This is a genomic window from Amycolatopsis sp. GA6-003 (assembly GCF_046267895.1).
In the GTDB taxonomy this organism is placed as follows: domain Bacteria; phylum Actinomycetota; class Actinomycetes; order Mycobacteriales; family Pseudonocardiaceae; genus Amycolatopsis.
In genome coordinates, this window is sequence record NZ_CP176499.1 from 5040652 (window position 1) to 5062749 (window position 22098).

Below are 22098 nucleotides of genomic sequence, written 5' to 3' on the forward strand. Positions count from 1 at the left end.
GAGTCCTCAATCGGGATCGCTCAGTGGCGCGTCCCGGTAACGGCGTCCGTCCCGTTCAGTTCCGGATCCGCCGGGACCACCGTCGCCGCTGGGCGGGCGGCTCCACGGGCGCCGGCGGCTCCGGCTGCGGCTGCGGCTCCTCCTCGACCGGGCGGATCACGGGCGCGTAAACCTGTTCGGCGATCTTTCGCTTGCTTTCCTTGAAGTCCGCCAGCGTCTGGTCCGCGTAACCGCCCGCGTTCGGGCGGTCCGGAACCTGCGAAAGGTCTTCGAGCAGCGTCCAGTTCGAGCCGAGGTCGGCCAGGGAACGATGCTTCGTGGCGTAATAGTCCGGGTGGATGCTCACCGCGACGCCGGAGGCCCCGGCCGCGGCCGCGAGCATGTGGACGTGGAACCGGGTGGAAATCCAGGTTTGCTCCGGTCCGGCGGGAAGACCGTGCGTCCAAATGTGCGAAAACGGATAAAACCGAGCACCCGGCAATTCGCGCTCGAGCAACGCGAAGACTTCGCGGTCGACTCGGGGCACTCCCTCGACAATGCCGATCTTCGCCGGATCGATCTTCCAGGCGCGCAGCATGGAAAGCACCGCGCCCGCCACCGCGCCGATGCCGACCTCCACCAGGTCGGATTGCAGGCACAGCATCACTTCGGGCAGGTCTTCGGAATGGTCGTACCGGTCCGGCCCGATGGTGAGGAAGGCGTCGTCGAGGCCGATCGGGCGGCCCAGCAGATCCGCTGACGCGCTGTCGCGGACCTCGACCACCTCGAACCGGTCCGCGAGCGCTTTCACCAGCGGCACCGAGCCTTCACAGGCGGGCAGCAAGCCCTGTCCGGTCATCGCCGCCCGGCCGCCGGAACGCTCGACCGCGGCGACCGCGCCCGCCAGCAAGCCGATCTGCTTGGGCCACAGCTTGTTGATGTACCCGCCGCCGACGACGTGCACCACGTCGGCCTTCGCCAGCAGTTCGACGCTGTGGTGCAGCCGCGGCATCATGCCCGGGTTGTGCACCGCGTCGCGCACCCACGCGGCGGCGCGCCACGGGTCCTCGTCCGGAGCCTCCCAGCACAGCCGCCACAACGTGTCGGTGAACTTCGCCCGCGGATGAATGCCGTCGAGCAGGACGCTCGCCGGCCCCGGCGAGTGCGTGTCGACCCACACGTCGGCGTCCGGGGCGGTCTCGGCGAGATAGCCCAGCCAGCCGGCGGTGATGAGCTCGTCGCCGTAGTTGGGGTGGCCCACAGGTGCGACCAGGTGATACTGCGCACGGGAAGAAACAGACTCCGGGTGCGAAGTGCTGATTTCGGGGACCGGCATTGGCTTATCGTAACGTTGCGCACACTGCGCCGGTCAGCACGGGTGAGAACGATCGGGGCGGCCGCGCGACGGGTCGGGCCTAGCCCGCCTCGTCCCATCGGTACCCTCGTCCACGTGCATGCCACCAGCACGGTTCACGCAGCCGAACCCGATGTCTCGACTCCGGTTCCACCGGCGTCGGACAGCAAGACGTTCGCGCGTGCCATCGACGACATCAAGACCGGTTTCGCCGCCCGCGAGCTTTGGACCCATCTCGGCTGGCAGGACATCAAGCAGCGCTACCGCAGGTCCATCATCGGGCCGTTCTGGATCACCATCAGCCAGGGTGTCATCGCGCTCGGTCTCGGCCTGCTGTACTCGCAGCTGTTCCGGACGCCGATCGAGGTGTTCCTGCCCTATCTCTCCACCGGCTTCATCATCTGGGGCTTCATCCAGGGCTGCCTCACCGAAGGCATGGAGACGTTCATCGCGAACGAGGGCCTGATCAAACAGGTCCCCGCGCCGATCAGCGTGTACGTGCTGCGCACGATCTGGCGGCAGACGCTGCTGCTGGCGCACAACATGATCGTCTACGTCGTGCTGCTGATCATTTTCTTCTCGGCGCTCGATTCCCCGTATTCGCTGGGGTCGCCGGACGGCGCGTGCCTGCCCGAGAAGTACTGCCACCCGGGGTTGAGCTGGAACATTTTCCTCGCCATTCCCGGTTTCGTGCTGCTCGCGCTCACCGCGGGCTGGGCGGCGCTGCTGCTCGGCATCATCTCGACCCGGTTCCGCGACATTCCGCAGCTGATCAACTCGCTGATCCAGCTGATGTTCTACGGCACCCCGATCGTGTGGCCGGTCGACCAGCTGCTGTCCGGCGGCGCGCGGGACGGCGCGTCGTGGGCGCTGCCGATCATCAAGCTGAACCCGCTCTACCACTACATGCAGGTGGTGCGGTCGCCGCTCATCGGACAGGCGGTGACCTGGACCAGCTGGGTCGTGGTCGGCGGCATCACCATCGTCGGGTGGGGGCTCGCGCTCGTCGCCATGCGCAATTACCGGTCTCGCGTCTCGTATTGGGTGTGACAGATGGTCAGCATTGACGTCCACAACGCGTACGTGGACTTCCCGATTTTCGACGCGAAAACGCGTTCGATGAAAAAGCGCGTGCTCGGCAAGGTCGGCGGCAAGATCAGCTCCGACCAGAAAGTGCCGATCATCGAGGCGCTGCACGACGTGTCGATCAGCCTCCGCGAGGGCGACCGGGTCGGTCTCGTCGGGCACAACGGCGCGGGCAAGTCCACGCTGCTGCGGCTGCTCGCCGGGATCTACGAGCCGACCCGCGGCTCGTCGCGGATCGTCGGCCGGATCGCGCCGGTGTTCGACCTCGGCATCGGCATGGACCCGGAGATCTCCGGCGTGGAGAACATCCTGATCCGCGGCCTGTTCCTCGGCATGAGCGCCAAGGAGATGGAAAAGCGCGTCGACGACATCGCGGAGTTCACCGAACTCGGCGACTACCTGCAGATGCCGCTGCGGACGTACTCCACCGGCATGCGGGTGCGGCTCGCGCTCGGCGTGGTGACCTCGATCGACCCGGAGATCCTGATCCTCGACGAGGGCATCGGCGCGGTCGACGCGGCGTTCCTCAACAAGGCCCGCGACCGGCTCAAGGACCTGGTCAAACGCTCCGGCATCCTGGTGTTCGCGAACCACTCCGACGAGTTCCTGATGGAGCTGTGCGACACCGCGATCTGGATGGACGAGGGACACGTCAAGAAGCAGGGTTCGCTGCGCGACGTGCTCACCGAGTACAAGGGCCGCGACCCGTTCGAGAACATGAGCCAGGAAGGTCTCGAGCGCCTCGGCATCGAGCCCGCGACCACGACGAACGGCGGGGAATGATGACCGGCGAGACGCGAGAGCTGCCCGAGGGCGCCGTCGTCGGCGTGGTGGTCACGCGGCACCGGCGCGAGCTGCTCGCGGACTCGCTGAAGATCATCGCCGCCCAGACCCGGCCGGTCGACCACCTCGTCGTGGTCGACAACGGCCCGGACAAATCCGCGCGGGACGTCGTGGAGTCCTTCCCACTGCCGTACACGTACCTCCCGTCGCACCGAAACCTCGGCGGCGCGGGCGGTTTCGCGCTCGGCATGCTGCACGCGCTGGCGCTCGGCGCGGACTGGGTCTGGCTCGCCGACGACGACGGCCGTCCCGCGGACGAGCACGTGCTCGAGATCCTGCTGGAGGAAGCCGAAAAACGCGGCCTCGCCGAGATCTCGCCGGTGGTGGCGAACATCGACGCCCCGGCGAAACTCGCGTTCCCGCTGCGCCGCGGCCTCACCTGGAAACGCTCGCCGGCCGAACTGGGCACGGATTTCCTGCCCGGCATCGCGTCCTTGATGAACGGCGCGCTGTTCCGCGCGTCCACTTTGGACGTCACCGGCGTACCGGACCTGCGCCTGTTCTTCCGCGGCGACGAGGTGGAACTCCACCGCCGCCTGGTCCGGTCCGGCCTGCCGTTCGGCACGTCGCTGCGCACGACCTACCTGCACCCGGACGGCTCGGACGAGTTCAAACCGATGCTGGGCGGGAAATTCCACGCGCAGGACCCGGAGAACGAGGTCAAGCGATATTACACGTACCGCAACCGCGGGTATTTGCTGTCGCAGCCGGGAATGCGGAAGATCGGGGCACTCGAGGTGCTGCGGTTCGGCTTGTATTTCGTGGGCGTGAAGCGGGATCCGAAGGCATTCGCGCAGTGGCTGAAGCTGGTTCGGCAGGGGCGGGCGGAGAAGTTTTACCGGTACTGAGCCGGGTTACGCCCACTTGACAACACCTGGACAGTAACTGCGTGTTGCTGTCCGTCGGCGCACGCCCGGAATACGTTCCCTCGGTGACCGACCCGAACGAACCTCCCATCCGGATCTTTCTCAGCTACGCGCAAGCGGACGATGTCGTGCTCGATTTCATCGAGCCGTTTACGCAGTCGCTCAAACACATGGCGTTCACCGACCAGGGACGAACGCTCGAAATATTCGTCGACCGGGAAACGATCGGCTGGGGCGAGGACTGGCGCGAAGGAATCCGGCAGGGGATCGAAAGCGCCGCGATCTTCATGCCCATCGTGACCCGGCAGTACTTCGAACGTCCTTCCTGCCGGGACGAGCTGCTGGCGTTCTACAGCGCGGCCGAGCGACTTCACGCCACCGGGCTGATCCTTCCGGTCGTCCTGTTCGGCCATTCGTACATCGACACCGACAGCCCGGACATCGCGGCCAAGATCATCGCGGAACGGCAGTACAAAGATCTCAAGGAAACCTGGACCGAAGGTCCTCACTCCGCGGTCTGGCGCCGGACGATGGTCAGCCTCGCCGGGCAACTGGTCGACGCCGTCACCGCTGCCGAGCAGGCGCTTTCCGCTGCTCCCGCCGACCAGCGCACTTCCGGCCAGGACGCCGAGGACAACCCGCCAGGGGCCGCGGAGGTCAGTGAGGCTCTCGAGCTTTTCCAGCAGGAACTCGACCAGGCCATGCCGGACATGAAGGACACCATCGAGCGGTTCTCGGCCATCTTGGCCAGGTCTACCCGGCCGGTGACCGAGGCCTCGCCGCCGGAGGCTCGTCGGCTGCTGCTGGAAATCGCCGCCGAGCTGCAGCCGCTCGGGATCGACTTCCAGAATCGGGCCCGGAAGTTCGAGACGACGGTTCTCGAAACCGATCAGGTCATGCGGTCCTACGTCACGTTCCTCAAAGAGAACGACCTGCGGGAGCAGCTCGAAAAAGAACGCCAGGCGATCGGGCCGGTGGAGGAAGTCACCGCGCCGTTGGCCGAAGCCGAAACCGTCCTGAGCACGTTTCTGACTCAGATGAAGCCGCTGGAAGCCATGAGCGCACCGTTGCGTAACTCGATCCGCGGGTTCCGAGACGGTGTCAAGGCAGTGAGCAGCGCGATCAGGATGATGCGCGGGTGGGGCACGATAGCGGACTGAACCGCACGAGTCCGTTGTGGACAGTGCACAACCCACTGTCCACAACGGACTCAGCAGCTACTCCCCGATCACCGGCGGCGCGGAACGGTGCCCGCCGTATTCCTCGTTTTCGTCGATCTCCATCACGAACGCGGGCTGGTCGTTGCCGTCGTCGTACGGGCGGGCTCCGAAGCCCATGCCGGGGCGGGCGGGAGCGCCCCCCATTCCGCCAGCGGCTACGTCCGCCGCACCGGGGGACATGGCTCCGTCGCCGGGGCCGAACGAACCGCTGCCGCCTCGGCCGACCTTGTTTTCGTGTTCCTCGTCGCTGCCGAAGCCTCCGCCGCCGCCCATCATGCCGCCCATCGGCATCGCGCCCATGCCCATTCCGCCTGCCCCGGCGTTGCCGCCGCTCGGGGTCGCTGGGGCGGCTGGCGGGGCATAACCCGCCGCGGTGGTCGCAGCGTCCGGCATCGGCGGGTGCACGGCACCGGTGAACTGGCTCGGGCCGCTGACGGTCGGGGCGCTCACGTGGCCAGCCACCGCACCCCCGCCACCGGCGGCAGCGCCCGCCGAGGCCGAGCCGGCGTCCGCCACCGCAGGAGCTGGGGTGGGAGCGGGAGCAGGGTTAGCCGGAGCGGCGTCGTGGTGCTCCGGACCCGTCGGCATCGCCACCGCGGCACCGCCGCCAGCGGCGACCCCGAACTTCGGCGGATGCGCGAAAGTCGGCTGCTTCGAGCCCGACGAGTACAGCGAAGCGTCGTACTTCGACATCGTCTCCGCGGCCTGCTCGTGCGCGGAACGGCTCTCCTGCTGCTTCTTCAACGTCGCGTCGATCGCGTCGCCCATTTCGAGCGGGCTCGCGTGCGACCATTTGTCGAATTCCTCGGACCAGTCGAACGGCACCGCTTCCGGCATCGAATGCTTCGCGACCTGCGCGGCGGACGCCTGTTCCTCGACGATCTGCGCGGCCAGTTTCGCGTTCTGGCTATTCGCCTCGGCCCATTCGGCGAGGCTCACGAAATACGCCTGCGCACCGACCGCCGCCTCGCCGCTCCACGCGTGCGAAGCCTTCTTCACGGCCTCGCCCAGCTGCGTGGCAAACTCCTCGAACGCTTTCTGCACCTCGGTGTACGCGTGCGCCACCGAGGAAACCTGCTCGACGTCGAGATTCGCCTCGACAAACGACTTCAGCTGCTGGTGCGGGTGCCCGAGGTAGTCGGCGTCCGACGGCGCGAGCCCCGGCTGCGGCGTGCTCATTCGGTGCCCTTCACGGTGCGATGGGAATCGATGGCCTGGTTCTCGTTCTCGGTGTAGACCCCGCCGGCGCGCGCCAGGGCCTCGTCGGCCTCCCGCAGGATCCGGCCGAACTGGTCCAGCACGTCGAGAGCCGACCCAGGTGCGTCGGCTCCGCTCTTGCGGTCGTGTTCGGCCACGGTCTGCCCGTACGGATGGCTGCCGAGCTTCGGCGCGGTCGTCAGCGCCTGCGTCTGCGGCTTGAGCCGTTCGAGGCGGGTGACCATGTCGGTGAGCGCTTTGCGCAGGTCACCGAGTGCGTCGCCGTCGATGCTGAACCCGCCGGCTTTCGCGGTGCCGGCCAGCTTGTGCGTTTCGGCCGCGGCTTCGGCGATGCCCTTGGCGTTCAGCCCGCCTGCCGCCAGCGGATCAGTGCTCATGCGCCGGAGTTTACCGACGCGAGCCGCTCCGGTCAGGCGTTTGCCGAATAGCCTTCGAGCTGGGTGAACAGTTGTTGGGCCAGCCGGGCATTGTCCGCCGGGGCGTAGGTGAGCCAGCGGTTGCCGTCGCTGGAATCGCGCGTGCTCAGCAGGTAGCGGCCGAGTTCGGTGTCGAACCACGCGAGCGACGGCAAGGCCCGCTCGTGGCCAGCGCTGTCGCGGACGTACGGCGTGAACTGGCCGACCGCCAGCCGAGGCTTCTCGAAGATCCGCTGGACAGCCCGGAGCTGCGGATTGTGCGTGCGCGGCCCGCTGACCCCGGCGAACGGGTCGTAGGCGTCGCCCCGCACCGGCTGCTTCGACGGCCGCGCGACCGTCACCGACTGTCCCGGTGCGGCCGGCGTGAGCGGCAGCAGGTCGACGATCGCCGGGACGATGCCGGTCGGGCGGACCTCCTCGAAGGCGAACATCCCGTCCCGCTGGCAGACGAGCACCGCGAACTGGCCGTTGGACGCCACGCGCGCGAACAGCTGCTCGTCGCCGAGCTTCGCCGCCGCGGAAATCGCGAGGCCGGGCTGGGCGAACGTGGCGAGCGCGATCTGGACGTCGTCGTCGATGGTCCCGCGCCGCAGCAGGCCGCGGCTGTCGAGATCGCGGAAAACAGCGTCGCGCACCGCGGCGCGTTCCTCGCCGGCAATGCCGATGTGCGGCACCACGAACGGCACTGGCGCGCGGCCGAGCCCGAGTTCGGCCAGCAGGAGATCCACCGCTGCCGGTGACAGCGTCAACGTGTACGGCACGACCCACCCCTAAATCCGGTCTCTCCCCGGCGAAACCGTAGTCCACTGCGCACTGTCGAGGCTATCGGCTCCGGGCTGAGCGAATCCGCTGTGAGCGGATCCGCTGTCGGCGAACCGCTCTTGCCCCCGTTGATCACCCGCTGCTGCCATGGCTTCATGACAGCTCCCAAACCAGCACTCGTCCTGCACCTCGCTACCGGCGGCGAACCGCTGATCTTCCCGCTCACCGCCGACAGTTCCGAAGCCGTCGAGGAGAAGCTTCCGGACCTTCTGAAACACGGCGGCGTCCACTCGCTGGAAACCCGGGACGGCAACACTGTTTCGGTGAATTTCGTCCACGTGGCCGCCGCTTATGTGGACGATCTGAGTCGAAAGGGCAAATTCGGCCTGTCCGTTTAACGACGGGCGAGTGCCAGCAGTCCGGCGCGGATCTCCGGTCTGCTCGCGGCGACCAACAGGAACGTCGCCTCGCGCACCAGCCGACCAGCGTGCGCCCCGGCCAGCACCGCGCGGCTGCCCGTCGCCGCGACGAGCGCGCCCGCCGACCGGTACGCCAGGTCGGCACCCGCGGCGCGGGCAGCCGGAAGCGTCGCCGGATCAGCGAGTCCAGCGTCGAGGCGACGGCGGATTTCGTCCTGTTCGGACCGCAACGCCGCTGCCGTTTCCGCTTCGCCGGCCGCCTCGATCAAGCGAGCGCAGCGCTCGGCGAGACCGAGCGGCGCGCATCCGTTGAGCCGCGCCGCGAACGTATTGCCCGCCACGAATTTGTCGTGGCTGACCTTGGCGAAAACCGATTCGTCGGGAATGAAGTGGTTGTCGAGCTTCAGCCGCACGGTCGCGGTGCCCTGCGCGGCCATGAGCGTCAACGGCTCGGCGACCAGGCTGTGCCCGACGATCGGCGAGACCAGGGCGTTGACCACCGTGTCGCCGTCGCGCCCGGACAGCTGGAGCAGGTCGATCGCGTCCCAGCCGCTCACGAACGGCGCTTCCCCGTCGAACCGGTAACCGCCGTCCACCCGCTGGACCCGCACCCGCGGCGGGGTCGGGATCACGCCCGCGTACGCGACGCCCGCGCGCAGCCGTCCGCTGATCAGGTCCGCCAGATACCGCTCGCGCAGGTCTTCCCGGTCCGTCGCGGCCAGCCCGGCGACGAGCCCGTGGTGCTGCAGCCAGGTGAACGCGGTGCTCAGGCACCCGCCGGCCAGCGCTTCGAGCACGCCGACCAGCTGCGGCAGTTCGACCCCGGAATCCGGTGCGGCGAGACCGTAGAACCCCTCCTCGGCGAGCGCGTCGAAATGCGAGCGCGGCACCACGCCCAGCCGGTCCACCTCGGCCGCCGCGGGAAACAGCAGGTCGTCGGCAAGAGCACGCGCGCGGGAAACCAGGTCGGCCATGAATTCAAAGCTACCGAAAAAGACAGAAAGGGCGCCCGCGCCGAAACGCGAGACGCCCTTCCCGGACAGCTCAGGCAATCACAGCTCGTACAGCCGCTTCCAGTTCTCCCGCGAGGTGAGTTCCGGCATCGCGCGCTTGTACTGCTCCTGCACGCTCGCGCCTTCCTTGCGCAGCCGGTTGATCACCTTCGCGCCGCGCTTGGCCAGGTCGAACATCTTGACCTTGTCGTAGCTGCGGACGCGCACGCCTTCCTGCGACGCGTCGGTGACCACGGCGGTGTCGAACAGCGCGATGTGCCACCAGTGCGCCTCGTCGACCGGCACCGCGCCCAGCCCGAACCGGCTGCGGCCGAGCACCTTGTCCAGGATCCGCTTGATCAGCACGAGCCGCTGCATGCTCGGCCGCGGCGCGCTGTTGATGATGCCGATGTCGTTGGACGCGATGCCCGGCACGTCAGTGGCCTTGTGCCGCTTGGTCTCCGGGTATGCGTCGCGGATCCGGCGGATCTCCTTCATCGCCTCGACGCCGCCGTCGCGCAGGATCTCCGGGCCCTCCAGGAAGTCCTCGACCGCCTTGATCAGCGTCGCGGACAGGCCGTACTGCATGCCGAGCAGGTAACGCACCAGCTGTGCCATCAGCACGCGGGAGAGCAGGTTCAGGTTGAACGGCGAGTGCAGCGCGGCGGTGATGATCGAGTTGCGCAGGTTGAAGTACCGGTGCCACTCGTCCCAGTCCTTCCAGTGGAAGTCCGCGTGCCACACGCCCGCGCCCGGCAGGGTCACCGTGGGGAAGCCGTATTCGCGGGCCCGGTAGGAGTACTCCGCGTCGTCCCACTGGAAGAAGAACGGCAGCGGGTAGCCGATGGCCTTGACGACCTCGTACGGGATCAGGCACGACCACCAGCCGTTGTACCCGGCGTCGAGGCGGCGTTCCTGGCGGTTCGGGTTGCCGTCCTCGTCGACGCCGAGCAGGTCGGCCGTCGACAGCGAGTGCTGCACCGGCTGCCCCGGCTCCAGCGTGTTCAGCCGGGCGTACTCGGCTCCGACGTGCAGCTGGTTCGGGTGCAGCAGGTTGAGCATCTGGCCGCCGACGATGATCGGGTTGGCCGCGCGGTTGGAGAACGCCGTCATGCGCACGACGAGGTCCGGCTCGAGCAGCACGTCGTCGTCCATGAACAGCACGTTCGCGTGCTCGGTCTCGGTGTGCCCGGCGACCTCGTACAGGCCGCGGGTGAAGCCGCCCGCCCCGCCGAGGTTCGGCTGCTTGATGTAGTGCAGCTTCTCGCCGAGGTCCTTCGCGACCTGCTCGAAGCCCTCGCGCGATTCGACCAGGTCGGTGCCCTGGTCGGCGACGTAGATGGCGTCGAGCGTGTCGAGCGAGGACACGTCCGCGGCGAGCGCCTGGAGGTTCTTCAGGCAGTCGTCGGCGCGGTTCATCGTGCAGATGGTGACCGCGGTCGGGCGGATCGACTCCGGCGCGTCGACGGTCCAGCGGACCTGCTCGACCCGCAGCGTCTGGCCGCCCTCGGTCTCGAGGTCGAGCCACAGCGCGCCGCCGTCGTGGAACTTGTCCAGCTTGCCGGTCAGCTCGACCTTGGCTCCCTTCGCGCCGGACACCTGCTGGGCGTCGACCACGCGCGGGTCGCCGAGCATGTCGGACGCGCCGAGCGACAGCAGCCCGTCGCCGGTGACGACGGCTTCCAGCTTCACCTCGGTCGCGGTGGTCCAGCGCTGCCAGTAACTCGCCGGGAAGCGGCCGAAGTAGGTGTTGCCGGTGACCTTCGCGGACGGCTCGAGCGTGACGCTGCCGCGCTCGCGCTGGGCGTTGCCCTGCTCGACCTCGGCGTACATGTCCTTGCTGACGATCGGAGCCGGCCCGGCGTACAGCCCGCGCTGGGCCGTGAGCCTGCCTTCGGGGGCGTGTTCGGCGAACCGCGTCTGGCCTGCGGGGGCCGCCTCCGCGACCGGGGCTGCTTTACCGGGCATCGAACTCAGTTCTCCTTTACCGGCCGTACACGGAACACGACCCACTTGAGCATCACGAAATTGATCACAGTCGCCGTTGCCTGGGACACCACCCAGGCCAGCGTGGCCTTCCACCCCGACTCCGGCAGCACGTGCAGCATGAGCTGGTTCACGCCGACGGCGACGAAGAAGGTGACGGCATACAGCAGAACGAAGCTGCCGACCTGGGCGTTCCCGTCGCGCCGCCCGTCGGCGAACGTGAAGCGCCGGTTCAGGAAGAACGCCGTGGTCGTGCCCACGATGAAACTGATCGCGCGCGCGAGGTCCACCCAGGGGGTGGCGTCCATCCCGATCGCGCGCAGCAGCGAGTACGTGCCCAGGTCGAGCAGGGCGCAGAAGCCGCCGATCACGCCGAACCGGATCAGCTGGCCCAGCAGACCGGGGCCCGCGGGAGCCGGCTGCGCTTGGTCACTCTGCGGTTCTGTAGCCACCACTTGGATTACCTTCTCGGCCTATTGCGTCAGTGTCCGTATTACCCACTTCGACGCTCGGACGCTTGTGCCTTGATGCGCAAAGTGTAGAAGCGAGCACTTCAGGGTCACGTTCCGGGCGGTGTTCGGCGTGGCTACCCTGGTCGTGTGACCCAAGCACCCGAGACACAGCGCCGCACGCTCACCGGCTGGGGCCGCACCGCCGGGACCGTCGCCGACGTGCTGAGCACGCGCGACGTCGACACGATCGCCCGAGCCGTCGCCTCCGCGGGCCCGCGCGGGGTCATCGCCCGAGGGCTCGGCCGGTCCTACGGCGACCCGGCGCAGAACGCGGGCGGCCTGGTCGTCGACATGACCGTGCTCGATCGCATCCACTCGATCGACCCGGACTCCGGCCTCGTCGACCTCGACGCGGGCGTCAGCCTCGACAAGCTGATGCGCGAGGCGCTGCCGTACGGCCTGTGGGTCCCGGTCCTGCCGGGCACCCGCCAGGTGACCATCGGCGGCGCGATCGCCAACGACATCCACGGCAAGAACCACCACTCGGCGGGCAGCTTCGGCAACCACGTGGTGTCGATGGACCTGCTCACCGCCGACGGGAACGTGCGCACGCTCACCCCGGAGGGCCCGGATTCGGAGCTGTTCTGGGCGACCGTGGCCGGGATCGGGCTCACCGGGATCATCCTCCGCGCGACGATCCGGATGAAGAAAACGGAAACGGCGTACTTCTACGTGGACGCCGACCGCACCTCGAACCTCGACGAGACCCTCGGGCTCTTCACCGATGGTTCAGACCTCAACTACGACTACTCGATGTCGGTGCCGGACCTGATCTCGTCCGACAGCCGCCTCGGCCGCGCCACGTTCTCGCGCGGTTCGCTCGCGAAGCTCGACCAGCTGCCGCCGAAGCTGCGCAGCAACCCATTGAAGTTCGACGCACCGCAGCTGCTGACGCTGCCGGACGTGTTCCCCAACGGGCTCGGCAACAAGCTCACCTTCGGCTTGATCAACGAGCTGTGGCAGAAGACGGTGCCCAAGAAGGGCGCGCGCGGCAAGATCCAGAACCTGACGCAGTTCTACCACCCCCTCGACATGCTGAGCGAGTGGAACCGCGCGTACGGCAGCAAGGGTTTCCTGCAGTACCAGTTCTCCGTGCCGTTCGGCGCGGAAGACCAGCTCAAGGGCATCTGCCGGGCCATCTCGCGGTCCGGGCACTACTCGTTCCTGAACGTGTTCAAGCGGATGGGCGACTCGAACCCGGCTCCGATGTCCTGGCCGACGCCGGGCTGGATGCTGAGCGTCGATTTCCCGATCAAGAACGGGCTCAGCCGGTTCTGCGAGGAAATGGACGAGATGGTCCTGGACGCGAACGGCCGCCTCTACACCGCGAAGGACTCGCGCACCTCGCCCGAGACGTTCGCGAAGATGTACCCGCGGCTGGAGGAGTGGCGCAAGGTGCGCGCTTCCGTTGACCCCGAAGGCGTTTTCGCCTCTGACATGAGCCGGAGGCTCGCACTGTGATCGACGCGGTCGGTAACCCCCAGTCCCTGCTGCTGCTCGGCGGCACGTCCGACATCGCGCTGGCGATCGCGGAGAAGTACCTCGCGGAGAAGCCGCTGCGGGTCGTGCTGGCCGCTCGTCCTTCGCCGCGGCTGGAGGAAGCCGCGCAGCGCCTGAAGGATCGCGGCGCCGAAGTGTCCACTGTGGCCTTCGACGCCAACGACCTCGCGTCCCACCCGAAGGTGCTGGACGAGGCGTTCGCCGGTGGCGACATCGACGTCACGGTGGTCGCGTTCGGCCTGCTCGGCGAGGCCGAGGAGCTGTGGCAGAACCACGGCAAGGCGGTCGAGCTGGCGACGGTCAACTACACCGCCGCGGTGTCGGCCGGCGTGGCGCTGTCGGAGAAGCTCAAGACGCAGGGCCACGGCAAGGTCATCGCGCTGTCGTCGGTCGCGGGCGAGCGGGTCCGCCGGTCGAACTTCGTGTACGGGTCGAGCAAGGCCGGTTTCGACGGCTTCTACCTCGGTCTCGGCGAGGCCCTCGCGCCGCACGGCGTGCAGGTGACCGTCGTCCGGTCCGGCCAGGTCAAGACCAAGATGACCGCCGGGATGAAGGACGCCCCGCTGACCCGGACGGCCGAGCAGGTCGCCGACGTCGCGGTCGAGGCCGCGCGCAAGGGCAAGGACCTCGTGTGGTCGCCGTCGGAGTTCCGGCTGGTGATGTCGATCCTGCGGCACGTGCCGCGGCCGATCTTCCGCAAGCTGCCGGTCTGATCCTCGTGAGTGTTTATGCCGGTTACAACCGGCATAAACACTCACGACTCCACCGTTCAGTGGATGTCGCCCTGAGCCGCCCGCCGCGCTGTTGCTGAGCGGACTGCCGCCCGCGCTGCGCGTGCTGTACCCGCTCATCACACGGCGTCGCGTGGACGGGATCGGCTTGCTCGTCCTGATGTTCCTGACCGTCGGTTTGGCCACCACGCTGATGACCGGCGACGACCGGCTGGACGCGGCGTGGGAGGAGCGGCCGTCGTTCCGCCGGGTGTGGCGCAGGCTCACCGTGGCGTGGGGCGTTGGCAGTCTGGTCCACAGTGGACTGAGCATCGGGATGGCCTACCGGCTGCCGGTCGACGACGTTCCCGCGCCCGACGCCGGGCTGTCGATCGCGTTCTTCGTCGGACTGCAGGTGCTCACGCAGATTCTCTTGCTGCGGGAAGGCACGCTGCGCCAGGTCCTTCGTCCGTCCACAGTGGACTAGTCGCCGGACGGCGGCCGCAGCCCGTCCACCAGCCGGGCCGGGTTCACGCCGAGACCGTCGGCGAATTTGAGCAGATTGTGCAGATTGATGTTGCGCAGGCCGCGTTCGACCTGGCTCACGAACGTCCAGTGCACCCCGGCCAGTTCGGCCAGCTGTTCCTGACTCAGCCCCGCGTCGTTGCGAAACGCGCGCACGCGCTCGCCAATGGTGCGAGTCGCGGCGGAGAGCGGAGGCTTGGCCATCGTCGGTTAATCACACACGTCTACCGCCGCCAAGGCCAGAGCAGGAATAATCAGAGCATTGATGCCTATAGCGTTTACGTCTTATCGGAGTCTGCTTTTCTCCTCACTGCTACCTGTTCTCAATTGCAGACACCAACCCCACGCGAGTGATCAATCGGATACCGTGCTCACGGCAGCCGAAAGCCAGGGCCGAGGGGGGCGCAGGTGCGAGAGGACGTCGAGCAGACCGTAACCCTGCCCGTCGAAGCGCTTTCGGCCGTCTGGGACATGCTTGACCTCGGTGAACAGCATCCGCTGCTGCGCGCCCGCCGAGTCTGGGTCAAATCCGGTGCACACCGCGAACTCCACGACGCCACCATTAATCTGCTCGCCCAGCTCGGGCTTGCCGAAAACGCCGCTCCGTCCGCACATTTGCGTGCCACGCTGCAAGTCCTCGCCTTTGCCGAACGCGAGTATTTCGCCTGGTCCGCATTGCGCGGCGGAATCCAGCGAACCGCTATCGTCGCGCAGCGGGAACAAACCGCGATTCTGGTCTCCGCACAGGACGGCCTGGTCGAAATCCGGCCGGCCGCACCGACCCGCCTGGCCACGACGCTTTTCGATACTCTCCCGCAAATCCCCGGCGCGCCCGTGCGCTCAGTCTCGGTAACGCCCGCGTCCGACGCGGCCCCAGACCCGTTCGACGAGACCAACAGCCACGAATACCTCACCGCGACCCTGAACCAGCCCGCCGACGCCACTCACCAGCTGTACGTCGCACGCCGCACCGAGGGCCGCCATCTCACCGGCGGCCCCGTCCTCGCCGCCGACGTGAAATCAGGCCGGATCCTCACCTACCAGACGACCGAGGGCCGAACCGAACTCATCTCCGGCACCCCGCGCGCGATCGTGAAGATCCTGAACGACACGTTCGCCGCTCTTTAGCCCCCCGCGACCGGGGACTGCGGATTGGGTGTCGCGCTCGAGACCGGCGAACGTGCTTCTCGCTCAGCCGCCGTTGCCGAAACCGGGGCCGTTGTGCTCGTTGCCGCCGTCCGGGACGCGGTGGCGCGGGCCGGGGCCGCCGTCGTCGAAGCGGTGGCCGCCGTGGTGCTGGCTCATCCCGGGGCGTCCGGGGTGGTGCGTCGCGGCCATGACGCCGCCGACGATGCCTCCGCCCACGACCAAGCCCAGGACACCCACCGCGACCAGTTGGGTTGCCCGGTGGGCGACGAATCGGCGGAAGCCGCTCTGCTTCGGTTTCAGGGGCATGCCCCACGGGCCGGGGTGAGCGTAGTGGCCCGTCGGCTGCTGACCCGCCTGCTCCGCAGCCGGAGTGGGCTGACCCGCCTGTTCCGCGGCCGGAGTGGGCTGACCCGCCTGTTCCGCGGCCGAAGCGGACTGACCCGCCTGCTCCGCGGCCGAAGCGGACTGGCCCAGCTGACTGGTCTGCTCGGCAGGCGGCACCGGCTGGCTCGGCCGCGTGGCCTCCTCGGCTCCCGGCGGGCCGGCCGCACCCTCGCCGGAAGCGGCCCCGGACTGCCCAGCGGGCTCCGGCCCGGCGGGCTCGCCAGGCGAGGGGTTCTTGTCGTCGTTCATCGTCGGTCCTCCGGGCTGAGCGGGGCGGGAGGCGGAGTGTCCCGGCTCCCACCCCCGAGGGTGACCGTCGATGCTGTGGAGAAGCTGAATCCCAGCTGTTTAAATCCGCGTGCCGTTCACAGGTAGAACGACAGGAACAGGGTCACGACCCAGGTCGCGCCGAGCACCTGCAGCACGCGGTCCTTCAGCGCGATCTCGTCGGGCGCGCCGGCGTTGCCGCCGTCCACGTCGACCGCGTAGCGGAGCACCGCGATCACGAACGGGACCATCGACACGACCGCCCACACCGAGTTGTGCTCGGCCTGGCGGATCTCGAACGCCCACAGGCAGTAGGACATGATCAGGATCGCCGCGGACGTCGCCCACACGAAGCGCAGGTAGCTCGCCGAGTACTTCTTCAGCGAGGACCGGATTTTCGCGCCGGTGCGCTCGAACAACATGATCTCCGCGTACCGCTTGCCCGCCACCATGAACAGCGAGCCGAACGCCGTGACCAGCAGGAACCACTGCGACATCGCGATGCCGCCGGCGACGCCGCCGGCCACCGAGCGCATCAGGAAGCCCGAGCCGACGATCGCCAGGTCCACCACCGGCTGGTGCTTCAGGCCGAAGCAGTAGCCGAGCTGTACGGCCTCGTAGACCGCCAGCACGATCGCCAGCCGCCAGTCCGCCGCGAACGACACGGCGAGCCCGGCCAGGAAGAACACCACCGCCGAGGCGTAGGCCACCGGGACCGGGACGATGCCCGCCGCGATCGGGCGGTTGCGCTTCGTCGGGTGGGCCCGGTCGGCCTCGACGTCGACGGCGTCGTTGATCAGGTAGACCGACGAGGCGGTGAGCGAGAAGGCCACGAACGCGATCAGCGCGTCGATGACCAGCTCGGTCCGGTTCGTCGCCTTCGAGAACGCGAAGAACGGCGCCGCGAAGACGAGGACGTTCTTCACCCACTGCTTCGGCCGCGCGGTCTTGACCACCCCGAGCACGAGCCTCACCGGACTCGGGCTGGCGGCCGCCGCCGGGGCCGAGGCCGAGGGTTCGGTCTTCCCGGCCTTTTCGGTTTCCTCGGCGACCTCGGTCTTCTCGGCAGCCGATTCCTTCGCTTCCGCGGATTCGGCCGTACCGGACGCGTTTTCGGTTCGCTCGTCGGTCGTTTCGCTCATCGCTTCTTGGTCAGCTTCCGTCGGATCAGACCGCCGACTGCGCCTCCCAGGGCAGCTCCGGCCAGAACGTCTGTCGGATAGTGAACGCCGAGCAGCAGCCTCGAGGCGAGCATCGGCGGTACCAGGGCGGGGACCAGGTTACGCCCGGTCAATCCGGAGTAGAGCACCGCCGCCGCTGTCGTCGACGTCGCGTGCGACGACGGGAAGCTCAGCTTGCTCGGCGTGCCGACCAGAACCTCCACGCTGGGATGGTCCGGACGGCGCCGCCGCACGACGCGCTTCACGGCGATCGACGCGGCGTGCGCGCCCACCACTCCGGCCGCCGCGACCAGCCAGTCCTTGCGCCGGTCGCGGTCCACCGCCGCTCCGAGCAAGCCCAGCGCGAACCATCCCGCGCTGTGCTCCCCGAACAGCGACATTCCCCGCGCGATCCGCACCGTGCCGGGCTTCTTCAGCACCTTCTGCGTGCTGGAGAGCACGGCCACTTCACCGCGCGGGGTGTCTTTCTCAAGCATCGATCGTCCCGTCGAGGGGCGCACCGTCGGTGAAATGCGGTGCGATCTTGTTGTCGAACATCGAGAGCGCCGACCCGATCGCCATGTGCATGTCGAGGTACTTGTACGTGCCGAGCCGCCCGCCGAACAGCACGTTCTTCTCGCGCGCCTCGGCCTTCGCCAGCTCGCGGTAGCTTTCCAGCTTCTCGCGGTTCTCGGCGGTGTTGATCGGGTAGTACGGCTCGTCGTCTTCCTTCGCGAAGCGCGAGTACTCGCGGAAGATGACCGTCTTGTCCTTCGGGTAGTCCCGCTCCGGGTGGAAGTGGCGGAACTCGATGATCCGGGTGTAGGGGACCTCTTCGTCGTTGTAGTTCACGACCGAGGTGCCCTGGAAGTCGCCGGTCTGCGCGACCTCGGACTCGAAGTCGACGGTGCGCCAGGTGAACCGGCCCGCCGAGTAGTCGAAGTAGCGGTCGAGCGGCCCGGTGTAGACCGTCGGGGTGCCCGCCGGGATGTGCTCGCGCACGTCGAAGTAGTCGACGTTCAGCCGGATCTCGATGTTCTCGTGCTCGGCCATCTTCTCGAGCCACGCGGTGTAGCCGTTGACCGGCAGACCCTCGTAGGTGTCGTTGAAGTACCGGTTGTCGAAGGTGTAGCGGACCGGCAGCCGGTTGATGATGTTCGTGCCGAGGTTCTTGGGGTCGTTCTCCCACTGCTTCGCGGTGTACCCGCGGATGAACGCCTCGTAGAGGGGGCGGCCGATCAGCGAGATCGCCTTCTCCTCGAGGTTCTGCGCGTCCTCGGTCCGGAACTCCGCGGCCTGCTTCGCGATCAGTTCGCGCGCCTCGTCCGGCGTGTGCGACTTGCCGAAGAACTGGTTGATCAGGCCGAGGTTCATCGGGAACGAGTAGACCTGGTCCTTCACCCGCGCGAAGACCCGGTGCTGGTAGCCGGTGAACTCGGTGAAGCGGTTGACGTAGTCCCACACCCGCTTGTTGGACGTGTGGAACAGGTGCGCGCCGTAGCGGTGCACCTCGATGCCCGTTTCGGGCTCGATCTCGGAGTAGGCGTTGCCCCCGAGGTGGTGGCGGCGCTCGAGGACCAGGACCTTCTTGCCCAGCTCGGCCGCGGCCCGTTCGGCGATGGTCAGGCCGAAGAAACCGGACCCGACGACGACGAGGTCGTAACCGCGAAAGTCGTCTTCAGTAATCTTGGCGGAGTTCGTGTGCTCGCTCACGGGCGCTCAGGGTACGCAGTCGCGCGACCGCCTCCCGAACCGACCTCGGCATCCCGCCGGGTTTTACCCGCACTACACAAGTGAGAAGCATGCCTGCACCAGACACCTTCTGGACTTATTTCGGCGCGGTCGCCACTTACCTGGCCGTGCTGGTGGTCCCGGGCGGCATCATCGGGAGGGCCGCGGGACTGCGCGGCTGGGCCCTCGCCGGGCTGGCGCCGCTGCTCAGCTACGCCGTCACCGGTCTGGGCGGGCCCTGGCTGGCGGCCGTCGGCCTCCCGTACAACGTGCTCACCGCCGCGGCCTGCACCGTGCTGCTGGCGGGGGTCGCGTGGGGCGTCCGCAGGCTCTGCCTCGTCCGCGGCTGGATCAGCCCCGGCGCGGAGGAGCCCCCGGTCGTCTGGAGCACGCGGGCGCACTGGTCGGTCGCCGCGTGCGTCGTGGTGGCCACCGCGCTGTCGATCGCCGTGGTGCTGTCCGCGCGCGGCGGGACGACAGCGGTCTTCCAGCGCTGGGACACCGTCTACCACGCGAACGGCATCCGCTACATCGCCGACACCGGCGACGGCTCGCTCATCGGCATGAGCAAGATCAACTGGTACCCGGACGGCTCGTTCTACCCGAACGGCTATCACCTGGTCGCCGCGCTGGTGTACCAGATCTCCGGGACGACCATCCCGGTCACGCTCAACGCCGTCACCATGCCGGTCGCGGGCATCTTCGCGCTGTCGATGGTCGCGGTGGTCCGCCAGATGGGCGGCCGTGCGGTCTTCGCCGGCTGCGCCGCTCTCATCGCCGCTGCGGCCACCACGGGTGCGTACGAGTCGGTGTCGAGCGGCCTGCTGCCGTACGCGCTGGGCGTCGTCCTGACCCCGCTCATGGTGGTCTCGCTGCAGCGCTTCCTCGTACGCCCGGCCATCGACACCGGCCTGGTGCTGGCGCTCACGGTGGACGGCCTGCTCGTCGCACATTCGAGCGCACTGTTCGGCGGCACGCTCTTCGCGGCTCCGCTGGTGTTGCAGCGCTGGTACCGCTCGCTTCGCGGGCTTCGCGTGGACGGTGTGCCCGAGGGACGCAGCGGGCTGCGCGTGATCGGCGGCGACATCGTGCGCACAGTGCCGGTCATGGTGTTCGCGCTCGCGCTCGCCGCGCTGCAGATCCTGGGCGCGATCGGCTTCACCAACGGCGCGTACCCGTATCAGCCGTGGAATTCGGACCTGCCGGTCCTGTCGGCGCTGAACATGCTCGCCACCTTCCAGCAGGTGCTGCACAAACCGCAGCTCTGGCTCACCGTGCTGCTCGTGGTCGGCGTACTGAGCTTCCGCGCGCTCGGCAGGCTGCGCTGGCTGATGATCTCCGCGATCGGGCTGTCCGGGCTGTTCGTGCTGGTCACGTCCTACGGCGCCTCGCCGCTGGTGATCTCGCTGTCGCGGCCGTGGTGGAACGACCGGTTCCGGCTGATGGCGCTGGCCGCGATCCCGCTGTGCCTGCTCGCCGGGCACGGCATGGCGGAACTGCAGCGCTGGACCGCGCAGCTGATCCGCTCGGTCAGCTGGGCACAGGCGCGGCCGAAGGTGGTGTCGCGGCTCGGGGTCGCGGCGGCGGCGGTCGTCGTGGCCGTGACCGCGGTCCTGACCGGCGGCTTCTACCGCACCGCGAACGCCACCGCGGTGTCGTTCCTGTACTACAACGGCCCGGAGGGCGAGGTCACGCCGCCGGTCAGCCCGGACGAGATCGCGGCGATGGACTTCCTCGGCCGGATGAACATCCCGGCCGAGGAGAAGGTGCTCAACGACCGGCTGGACGGCACCGCGTGGATGTACGCGCTGACCGGCGTGCACCCGGTGGCCGGCCACTACGACGGCGGCGGCCCGATCTCCCCGGACGCGGCCTACCTGGCGCTGCACTTCCGCGATTACGACCTGGACCTGCGCGTCCGCGAGGCGGTGCGGCGGCTGAAGGTGCACCACGTGCTGGTGGGCAGCGGTTCGATCGCCAAGGACGCGCCGCTCTCCCCCGGGCTGCGCGACCTGGCGGGCCGCGATTTCCTGCGGCTGGTCTACCGCAATCCCGGCGCGCAGATCTACACGATCGTCAAGTGACCCTCGGGACCGCGGCCTCCCCGGCCGCGGTCCCGAGGTCTTATTCGGCCTTGAGGCCCGGCAGCACTTCTTCGACGACCTTCTCCAGCACCGATTCGTGCCCCTCGTACGGCCCGCTCGAACGCGGCCAGTGCGCGATGACGTCGGTGAAGCCCAGCTCCCGGGCCCGTTCGGTGGCCTCCCGGAACGCCGCGACGCTGCTGAGCGAGAACACCGGGGCCGCGTCCAGGCTCAGGTGCCGCTGGATGCCCGCCGGTTCGCGGCCGGCCGCTTCGAGCCGCTGGTCGAACGTGCGGACCAGCTCCTCGATGCCGGTCCACCATTCGTCGAGGGTGTCCCCGCCGCGGCCGGTGGTGACCCAGCCCGCCCCGAACCGCGCGGCCAGCGTCATGGTGCGCGGACCGTTCGCCGCGACCAGGAACGGCAGCCGCGGGCGCTGCACCGTGCCGGGCAGGTTCCGCGCACCGCGCGCGGTGTAGTACTCGCCGGAGAAGTCGAAGTTGTCGGTCATCAGCAGCCCGTCGAGAGCCTCGACGAACTCGGTGAAGCGGTCGGCCCGCTGCCGCGCGGTCAGCTCCGGCGCGGCGAGCACCTGGGCGTCGTAGCGCGCGCTGTCCACGCCCGCGCCGACACCCAGCACGAACCGTCCGTCGGACACGTCGTCCAGGGTGATCAGCTCGCGCGCGAACGGCACCGGGTGCCGCGCGACCGGGGAGGCGACGAAGGTGCCCAGCCGGATCGTGGAGGTGACCATGGCGGCCGCGGTGAGGGTGGGCACGGCGGAGAACCACGGCCCGTCGACCAGCGATCGCCAGCCGAGATGGTCGTAGGTCCACGCGTGGTCGAAGCCGTACTCCTCGGCCGCGCGCCACTTCGGCTCGGCCGCCCACCAGCGGTCCTCGGGAAGAATTACGATGCCTGCTCGCACGACGCCG

At 68.4% G+C, this 22098-nt stretch carries 23 protein-coding genes; 10 read left to right on the forward strand and 13 right to left on the reverse strand.

What is annotated here, in order from left to right; all coding sequences use genetic code 11:
• Nucleotides 1–55: 55 nt before the first annotated feature.
• A complete protein-coding gene (locus F9C12_RS22580) occupies nucleotides 56–1315 on the reverse strand; it encodes a polysaccharide pyruvyl transferase family protein (RefSeq protein ID WP_409461766.1) in 1260 nt (419 codons plus the stop codon).
• 114 nt (nucleotides 1316–1429) lie between these two features.
• On the opposite strand from F9C12_RS22580, the gene F9C12_RS22585 reads away from it, so the two are divergent.
• The 4 genes from F9C12_RS22585 to F9C12_RS22600 all read left to right on the forward strand — a co-directional run bounded on the left by F9C12_RS22585 (nucleotide 1430) and on the right by F9C12_RS22600 (nucleotide 5288).
• Entirely contained in the window at nucleotides 1430–2383 is a 954-nt protein-coding gene (locus F9C12_RS22585) for an ABC transporter permease (RefSeq protein WP_409183846.1), read from the forward strand.
• A 3-nt stretch (nucleotides 2384–2386) separates the two neighbouring features.
• On the forward strand, nucleotides 2387–3202 hold the full coding sequence (locus tag F9C12_RS22590) for an ABC transporter ATP-binding protein (RefSeq protein WP_409183847.1): 816 nt from the start codon (nucleotides 2387–2389) through the stop codon (nucleotides 3200–3202).
• Nucleotides 3202–4110: a glycosyltransferase gene (locus F9C12_RS22595; protein ID WP_409461767.1), complete on the forward strand. Its 909-nt coding sequence runs from the start codon at nucleotides 3202–3204 to the stop codon at nucleotides 4108–4110. Before F9C12_RS22590 ends, F9C12_RS22595 begins: the two co-directional genes overlap by 1 nt.
• Before the next feature lie 83 nt (nucleotides 4111–4193).
• A complete protein-coding gene (locus tag F9C12_RS22600; RefSeq protein WP_409461768.1) occupies nucleotides 4194–5288 on the forward strand; it encodes a toll/interleukin-1 receptor domain-containing protein in 1095 nt (364 codons plus the stop codon).
• A 57-nt stretch (nucleotides 5289–5345) separates the two neighbouring features.
• On the opposite strand, the gene F9C12_RS22605 is transcribed toward F9C12_RS22600, so the two are convergent.
• Genes F9C12_RS22605 through F9C12_RS22615 form a run of 3 tightly spaced genes read right to left on the reverse strand, consistent with a single transcriptional unit; the run spans nucleotide 5346 to nucleotide 7743 of the window.
• Nucleotides 5346–6527, reverse strand: coding sequence for a hypothetical protein (locus tag F9C12_RS22605; protein ID WP_409461769.1), 1182 nt, complete (start codon nucleotides 6525–6527; stop codon nucleotides 5346–5348).
• Nucleotides 6524–6943, reverse strand: a complete 420-nt coding sequence (locus tag F9C12_RS22610) for a hypothetical protein (protein WP_409183851.1) — start codon at nucleotides 6941–6943, stop codon at nucleotides 6524–6526. Before F9C12_RS22610 ends, F9C12_RS22605 begins: the two co-directional genes overlap by 4 nt.
• 32 nt (nucleotides 6944–6975) lie before the next feature.
• The gene (locus F9C12_RS22615) at nucleotides 6976–7743 is read right to left on the reverse strand and encodes an ESX secretion-associated protein EspG (RefSeq protein ID WP_409461770.1); all 768 of its coding nucleotides are present in this window, start codon (nucleotides 7741–7743) and stop codon (nucleotides 6976–6978) included.
• A 156-nt stretch (nucleotides 7744–7899) separates the two neighbouring features.
• Between F9C12_RS22615 and F9C12_RS22620 the strand changes: the two genes are divergently transcribed.
• The gene (locus tag F9C12_RS22620) at nucleotides 7900–8142 is read left to right on the forward strand and encodes a hypothetical protein (protein ID WP_409183853.1); all 243 of its coding nucleotides are present in this window, start codon (nucleotides 7900–7902) and stop codon (nucleotides 8140–8142) included.
• On the opposite strand, the gene F9C12_RS22625 is transcribed toward F9C12_RS22620, so the two are convergent.
• From F9C12_RS22625 to F9C12_RS22635, 3 genes are all read right to left on the reverse strand, one after another.
• On the reverse strand, nucleotides 8139–9137 hold the full coding sequence (locus tag F9C12_RS22625) for an acyl-CoA dehydrogenase family protein (protein WP_409183854.1): 999 nt from the start codon (nucleotides 9135–9137) through the stop codon (nucleotides 8139–8141). The two genes, F9C12_RS22620 and F9C12_RS22625, sit on opposite strands and share 4 nt — an antisense overlap.
• 78 nt (nucleotides 9138–9215) lie before the next feature.
• Nucleotides 9216–11123 carry a glycosyltransferase gene (locus F9C12_RS22630; RefSeq protein ID WP_409183855.1) on the reverse strand — a complete coding sequence of 636 codons (1908 nt, stop codon included), beginning with the start codon at nucleotides 11121–11123 and terminating at the stop codon, nucleotides 9216–9218.
• A 5-nt stretch (nucleotides 11124–11128) separates the two neighbouring features.
• Entirely contained in the window at nucleotides 11129–11596 is a 468-nt protein-coding gene (locus F9C12_RS22635) for a GtrA family protein (protein WP_409183856.1), read from the reverse strand.
• 144 nt (nucleotides 11597–11740) lie between these two features.
• On the opposite strand from F9C12_RS22635, the gene F9C12_RS22640 reads away from it, so the two are divergent.
• The 3 genes from F9C12_RS22640 to F9C12_RS22650 all read left to right on the forward strand — a co-directional run bounded on the left by F9C12_RS22640 (nucleotide 11741) and on the right by F9C12_RS22650 (nucleotide 14350).
• Nucleotides 11741–13114 carry an FAD-binding protein gene (locus F9C12_RS22640; RefSeq protein WP_409461771.1) on the forward strand — a complete coding sequence of 458 codons (1374 nt, stop codon included), beginning with the start codon at nucleotides 11741–11743 and terminating at the stop codon, nucleotides 13112–13114.
• Nucleotides 13111–13866 (forward strand): decaprenylphospho-beta-D-erythro-pentofuranosid-2-ulose 2-reductase, encoded by a 756-nt coding sequence (locus F9C12_RS22645; protein WP_409461772.1) that lies wholly within the window; start codon nucleotides 13111–13113, stop codon nucleotides 13864–13866. The genes F9C12_RS22640 and F9C12_RS22645 overlap by 4 nt, the downstream gene beginning before the upstream one ends.
• A 151-nt stretch (nucleotides 13867–14017) precedes the next feature.
• On the forward strand, nucleotides 14018–14350 hold the full coding sequence (locus F9C12_RS22650; protein WP_409461773.1) for a hypothetical protein: 333 nt from the start codon (nucleotides 14018–14020) through the stop codon (nucleotides 14348–14350).
• Here F9C12_RS22650 and F9C12_RS22655 read toward each other — a convergent pair.
• The gene (locus F9C12_RS22655) at nucleotides 14347–14592 is read right to left on the reverse strand and encodes a helix-turn-helix domain-containing protein (protein WP_409183860.1); all 246 of its coding nucleotides are present in this window, start codon (nucleotides 14590–14592) and stop codon (nucleotides 14347–14349) included. The genes F9C12_RS22650 and F9C12_RS22655 overlap by 4 nt on opposite strands.
• A gap of 204 nt (nucleotides 14593–14796) precedes the next feature.
• Here F9C12_RS22655 and F9C12_RS22660 point away from each other — a divergent pair, with 204 nt between their 5' ends.
• The gene (locus F9C12_RS22660; protein WP_409461774.1) at nucleotides 14797–15516 is read left to right on the forward strand and encodes an ESX secretion-associated protein EspG; all 720 of its coding nucleotides are present in this window, start codon (nucleotides 14797–14799) and stop codon (nucleotides 15514–15516) included.
• 63 nt (nucleotides 15517–15579) lie between these two features.
• Here F9C12_RS22660 and F9C12_RS22665 read toward each other — a convergent pair whose 3' ends face one another.
• The 4 genes from F9C12_RS22665 to glf all read right to left on the reverse strand — a co-directional run bounded on the left by F9C12_RS22665 (nucleotide 15580) and on the right by glf (nucleotide 19061).
• Nucleotides 15580–16170, reverse strand: a complete 591-nt coding sequence (locus F9C12_RS22665; protein ID WP_409461775.1) for a hypothetical protein — start codon at nucleotides 16168–16170, stop codon at nucleotides 15580–15582.
• 116 nt (nucleotides 16171–16286) lie between these two features.
• Nucleotides 16287–17330 carry a decaprenyl-phosphate phosphoribosyltransferase gene (locus F9C12_RS22670; RefSeq protein WP_409183863.1) on the reverse strand — a complete coding sequence of 348 codons (1044 nt, stop codon included), beginning with the start codon at nucleotides 17328–17330 and terminating at the stop codon, nucleotides 16287–16289.
• Nucleotides 17327–17845 (reverse strand): phosphatase PAP2 family protein, encoded by a 519-nt coding sequence (locus tag F9C12_RS22675; RefSeq protein WP_409183864.1) that lies wholly within the window; start codon nucleotides 17843–17845, stop codon nucleotides 17327–17329. The genes F9C12_RS22670 and F9C12_RS22675 overlap by 4 nt, the downstream gene beginning before the upstream one ends.
• Nucleotides 17838–19061 carry a UDP-galactopyranose mutase gene (gene glf / locus F9C12_RS22680; RefSeq protein WP_409183865.1) on the reverse strand — a complete coding sequence of 408 codons (1224 nt, stop codon included), beginning with the start codon at nucleotides 19059–19061 and terminating at the stop codon, nucleotides 17838–17840. Before glf ends, F9C12_RS22675 begins: the two co-directional genes overlap by 8 nt.
• A gap of 89 nt (nucleotides 19062–19150) precedes the next feature.
• On the opposite strand from glf, the gene F9C12_RS22685 reads away from it, so the two are divergent.
• A complete protein-coding gene (locus F9C12_RS22685; protein ID WP_409461776.1) occupies nucleotides 19151–21163 on the forward strand; it encodes a DUF6541 family protein in 2013 nt (670 codons plus the stop codon).
• A gap of 40 nt (nucleotides 21164–21203) precedes the next feature.
• On the opposite strand, the gene F9C12_RS22690 is transcribed toward F9C12_RS22685, so the two are convergent.
• Nucleotides 21204–22091, reverse strand: a complete 888-nt coding sequence (locus F9C12_RS22690) for an LLM class flavin-dependent oxidoreductase (RefSeq protein WP_409461777.1) — start codon at nucleotides 22089–22091, stop codon at nucleotides 21204–21206.
• Nucleotides 22092–22098 lie beyond the last annotated feature (7 nt).

Excerpts from the sequence above, each read along its gene's own strand:
- F9C12_RS22655 (WP_409183860.1), bottom strand. The coding sequence starts at position 14,592 with ATGGCCAAGCCTCCGCTCTCCGCCGCGACTCGCACCATTGGCGAGCGC.
- F9C12_RS22675 (WP_409183864.1), bottom strand. The coding sequence starts at position 17,845 with ATGCTTGAGAAAGACACCCCGCGCGGTGAAGTGGCCGTGCTCTCCAGC.
- F9C12_RS22605 (WP_409461769.1), bottom strand. The coding sequence starts at position 6,527 with ATGAGCACGCCGCAGCCGGGGCTCGCGCCGTCGGACGCCGACTACCTC.
- F9C12_RS22670 (WP_409183863.1), bottom strand. The coding sequence starts at position 17,330 with ATGAGCGAAACGACCGACGAGCGAACCGAAAACGCGTCCGGTACGGCC.
- F9C12_RS22580 (WP_409461766.1), bottom strand. The coding sequence starts at position 1,315 with ATGCCGGTCCCCGAAATCAGCACTTCGCACCCGGAGTCTGTTTCTTCC.
- F9C12_RS22620 (WP_409183853.1), top strand. The coding sequence starts at position 7,900 with ATGACAGCTCCCAAACCAGCACTCGTCCTGCACCTCGCTACCGGCGGC.
- F9C12_RS22595 (WP_409461767.1), top strand. The coding sequence starts at position 3,202 with ATGACCGGCGAGACGCGAGAGCTGCCCGAGGGCGCCGTCGTCGGCGTG.
- F9C12_RS22630 (WP_409183855.1), bottom strand. The coding sequence starts at position 11,123 with ATGCCCGGTAAAGCAGCCCCGGTCGCGGAGGCGGCCCCCGCAGGCCAG.
- F9C12_RS22590 (WP_409183847.1), top strand. The coding sequence starts at position 2,387 with ATGGTCAGCATTGACGTCCACAACGCGTACGTGGACTTCCCGATTTTC.
- F9C12_RS22625 (WP_409183854.1), bottom strand. The coding sequence starts at position 9,137 with ATGGCCGACCTGGTTTCCCGCGCGCGTGCTCTTGCCGACGACCTGCTG.
- F9C12_RS22685 (WP_409461776.1), top strand. The coding sequence starts at position 19,151 with ATGCCTGCACCAGACACCTTCTGGACTTATTTCGGCGCGGTCGCCACT.
- F9C12_RS22665 (WP_409461775.1), bottom strand. The coding sequence starts at position 16,170 with ATGAACGACGACAAGAACCCCTCGCCTGGCGAGCCCGCCGGGCCGGAG.
- F9C12_RS22610 (WP_409183851.1), bottom strand. The coding sequence starts at position 6,943 with ATGAGCACTGATCCGCTGGCGGCAGGCGGGCTGAACGCCAAGGGCATC.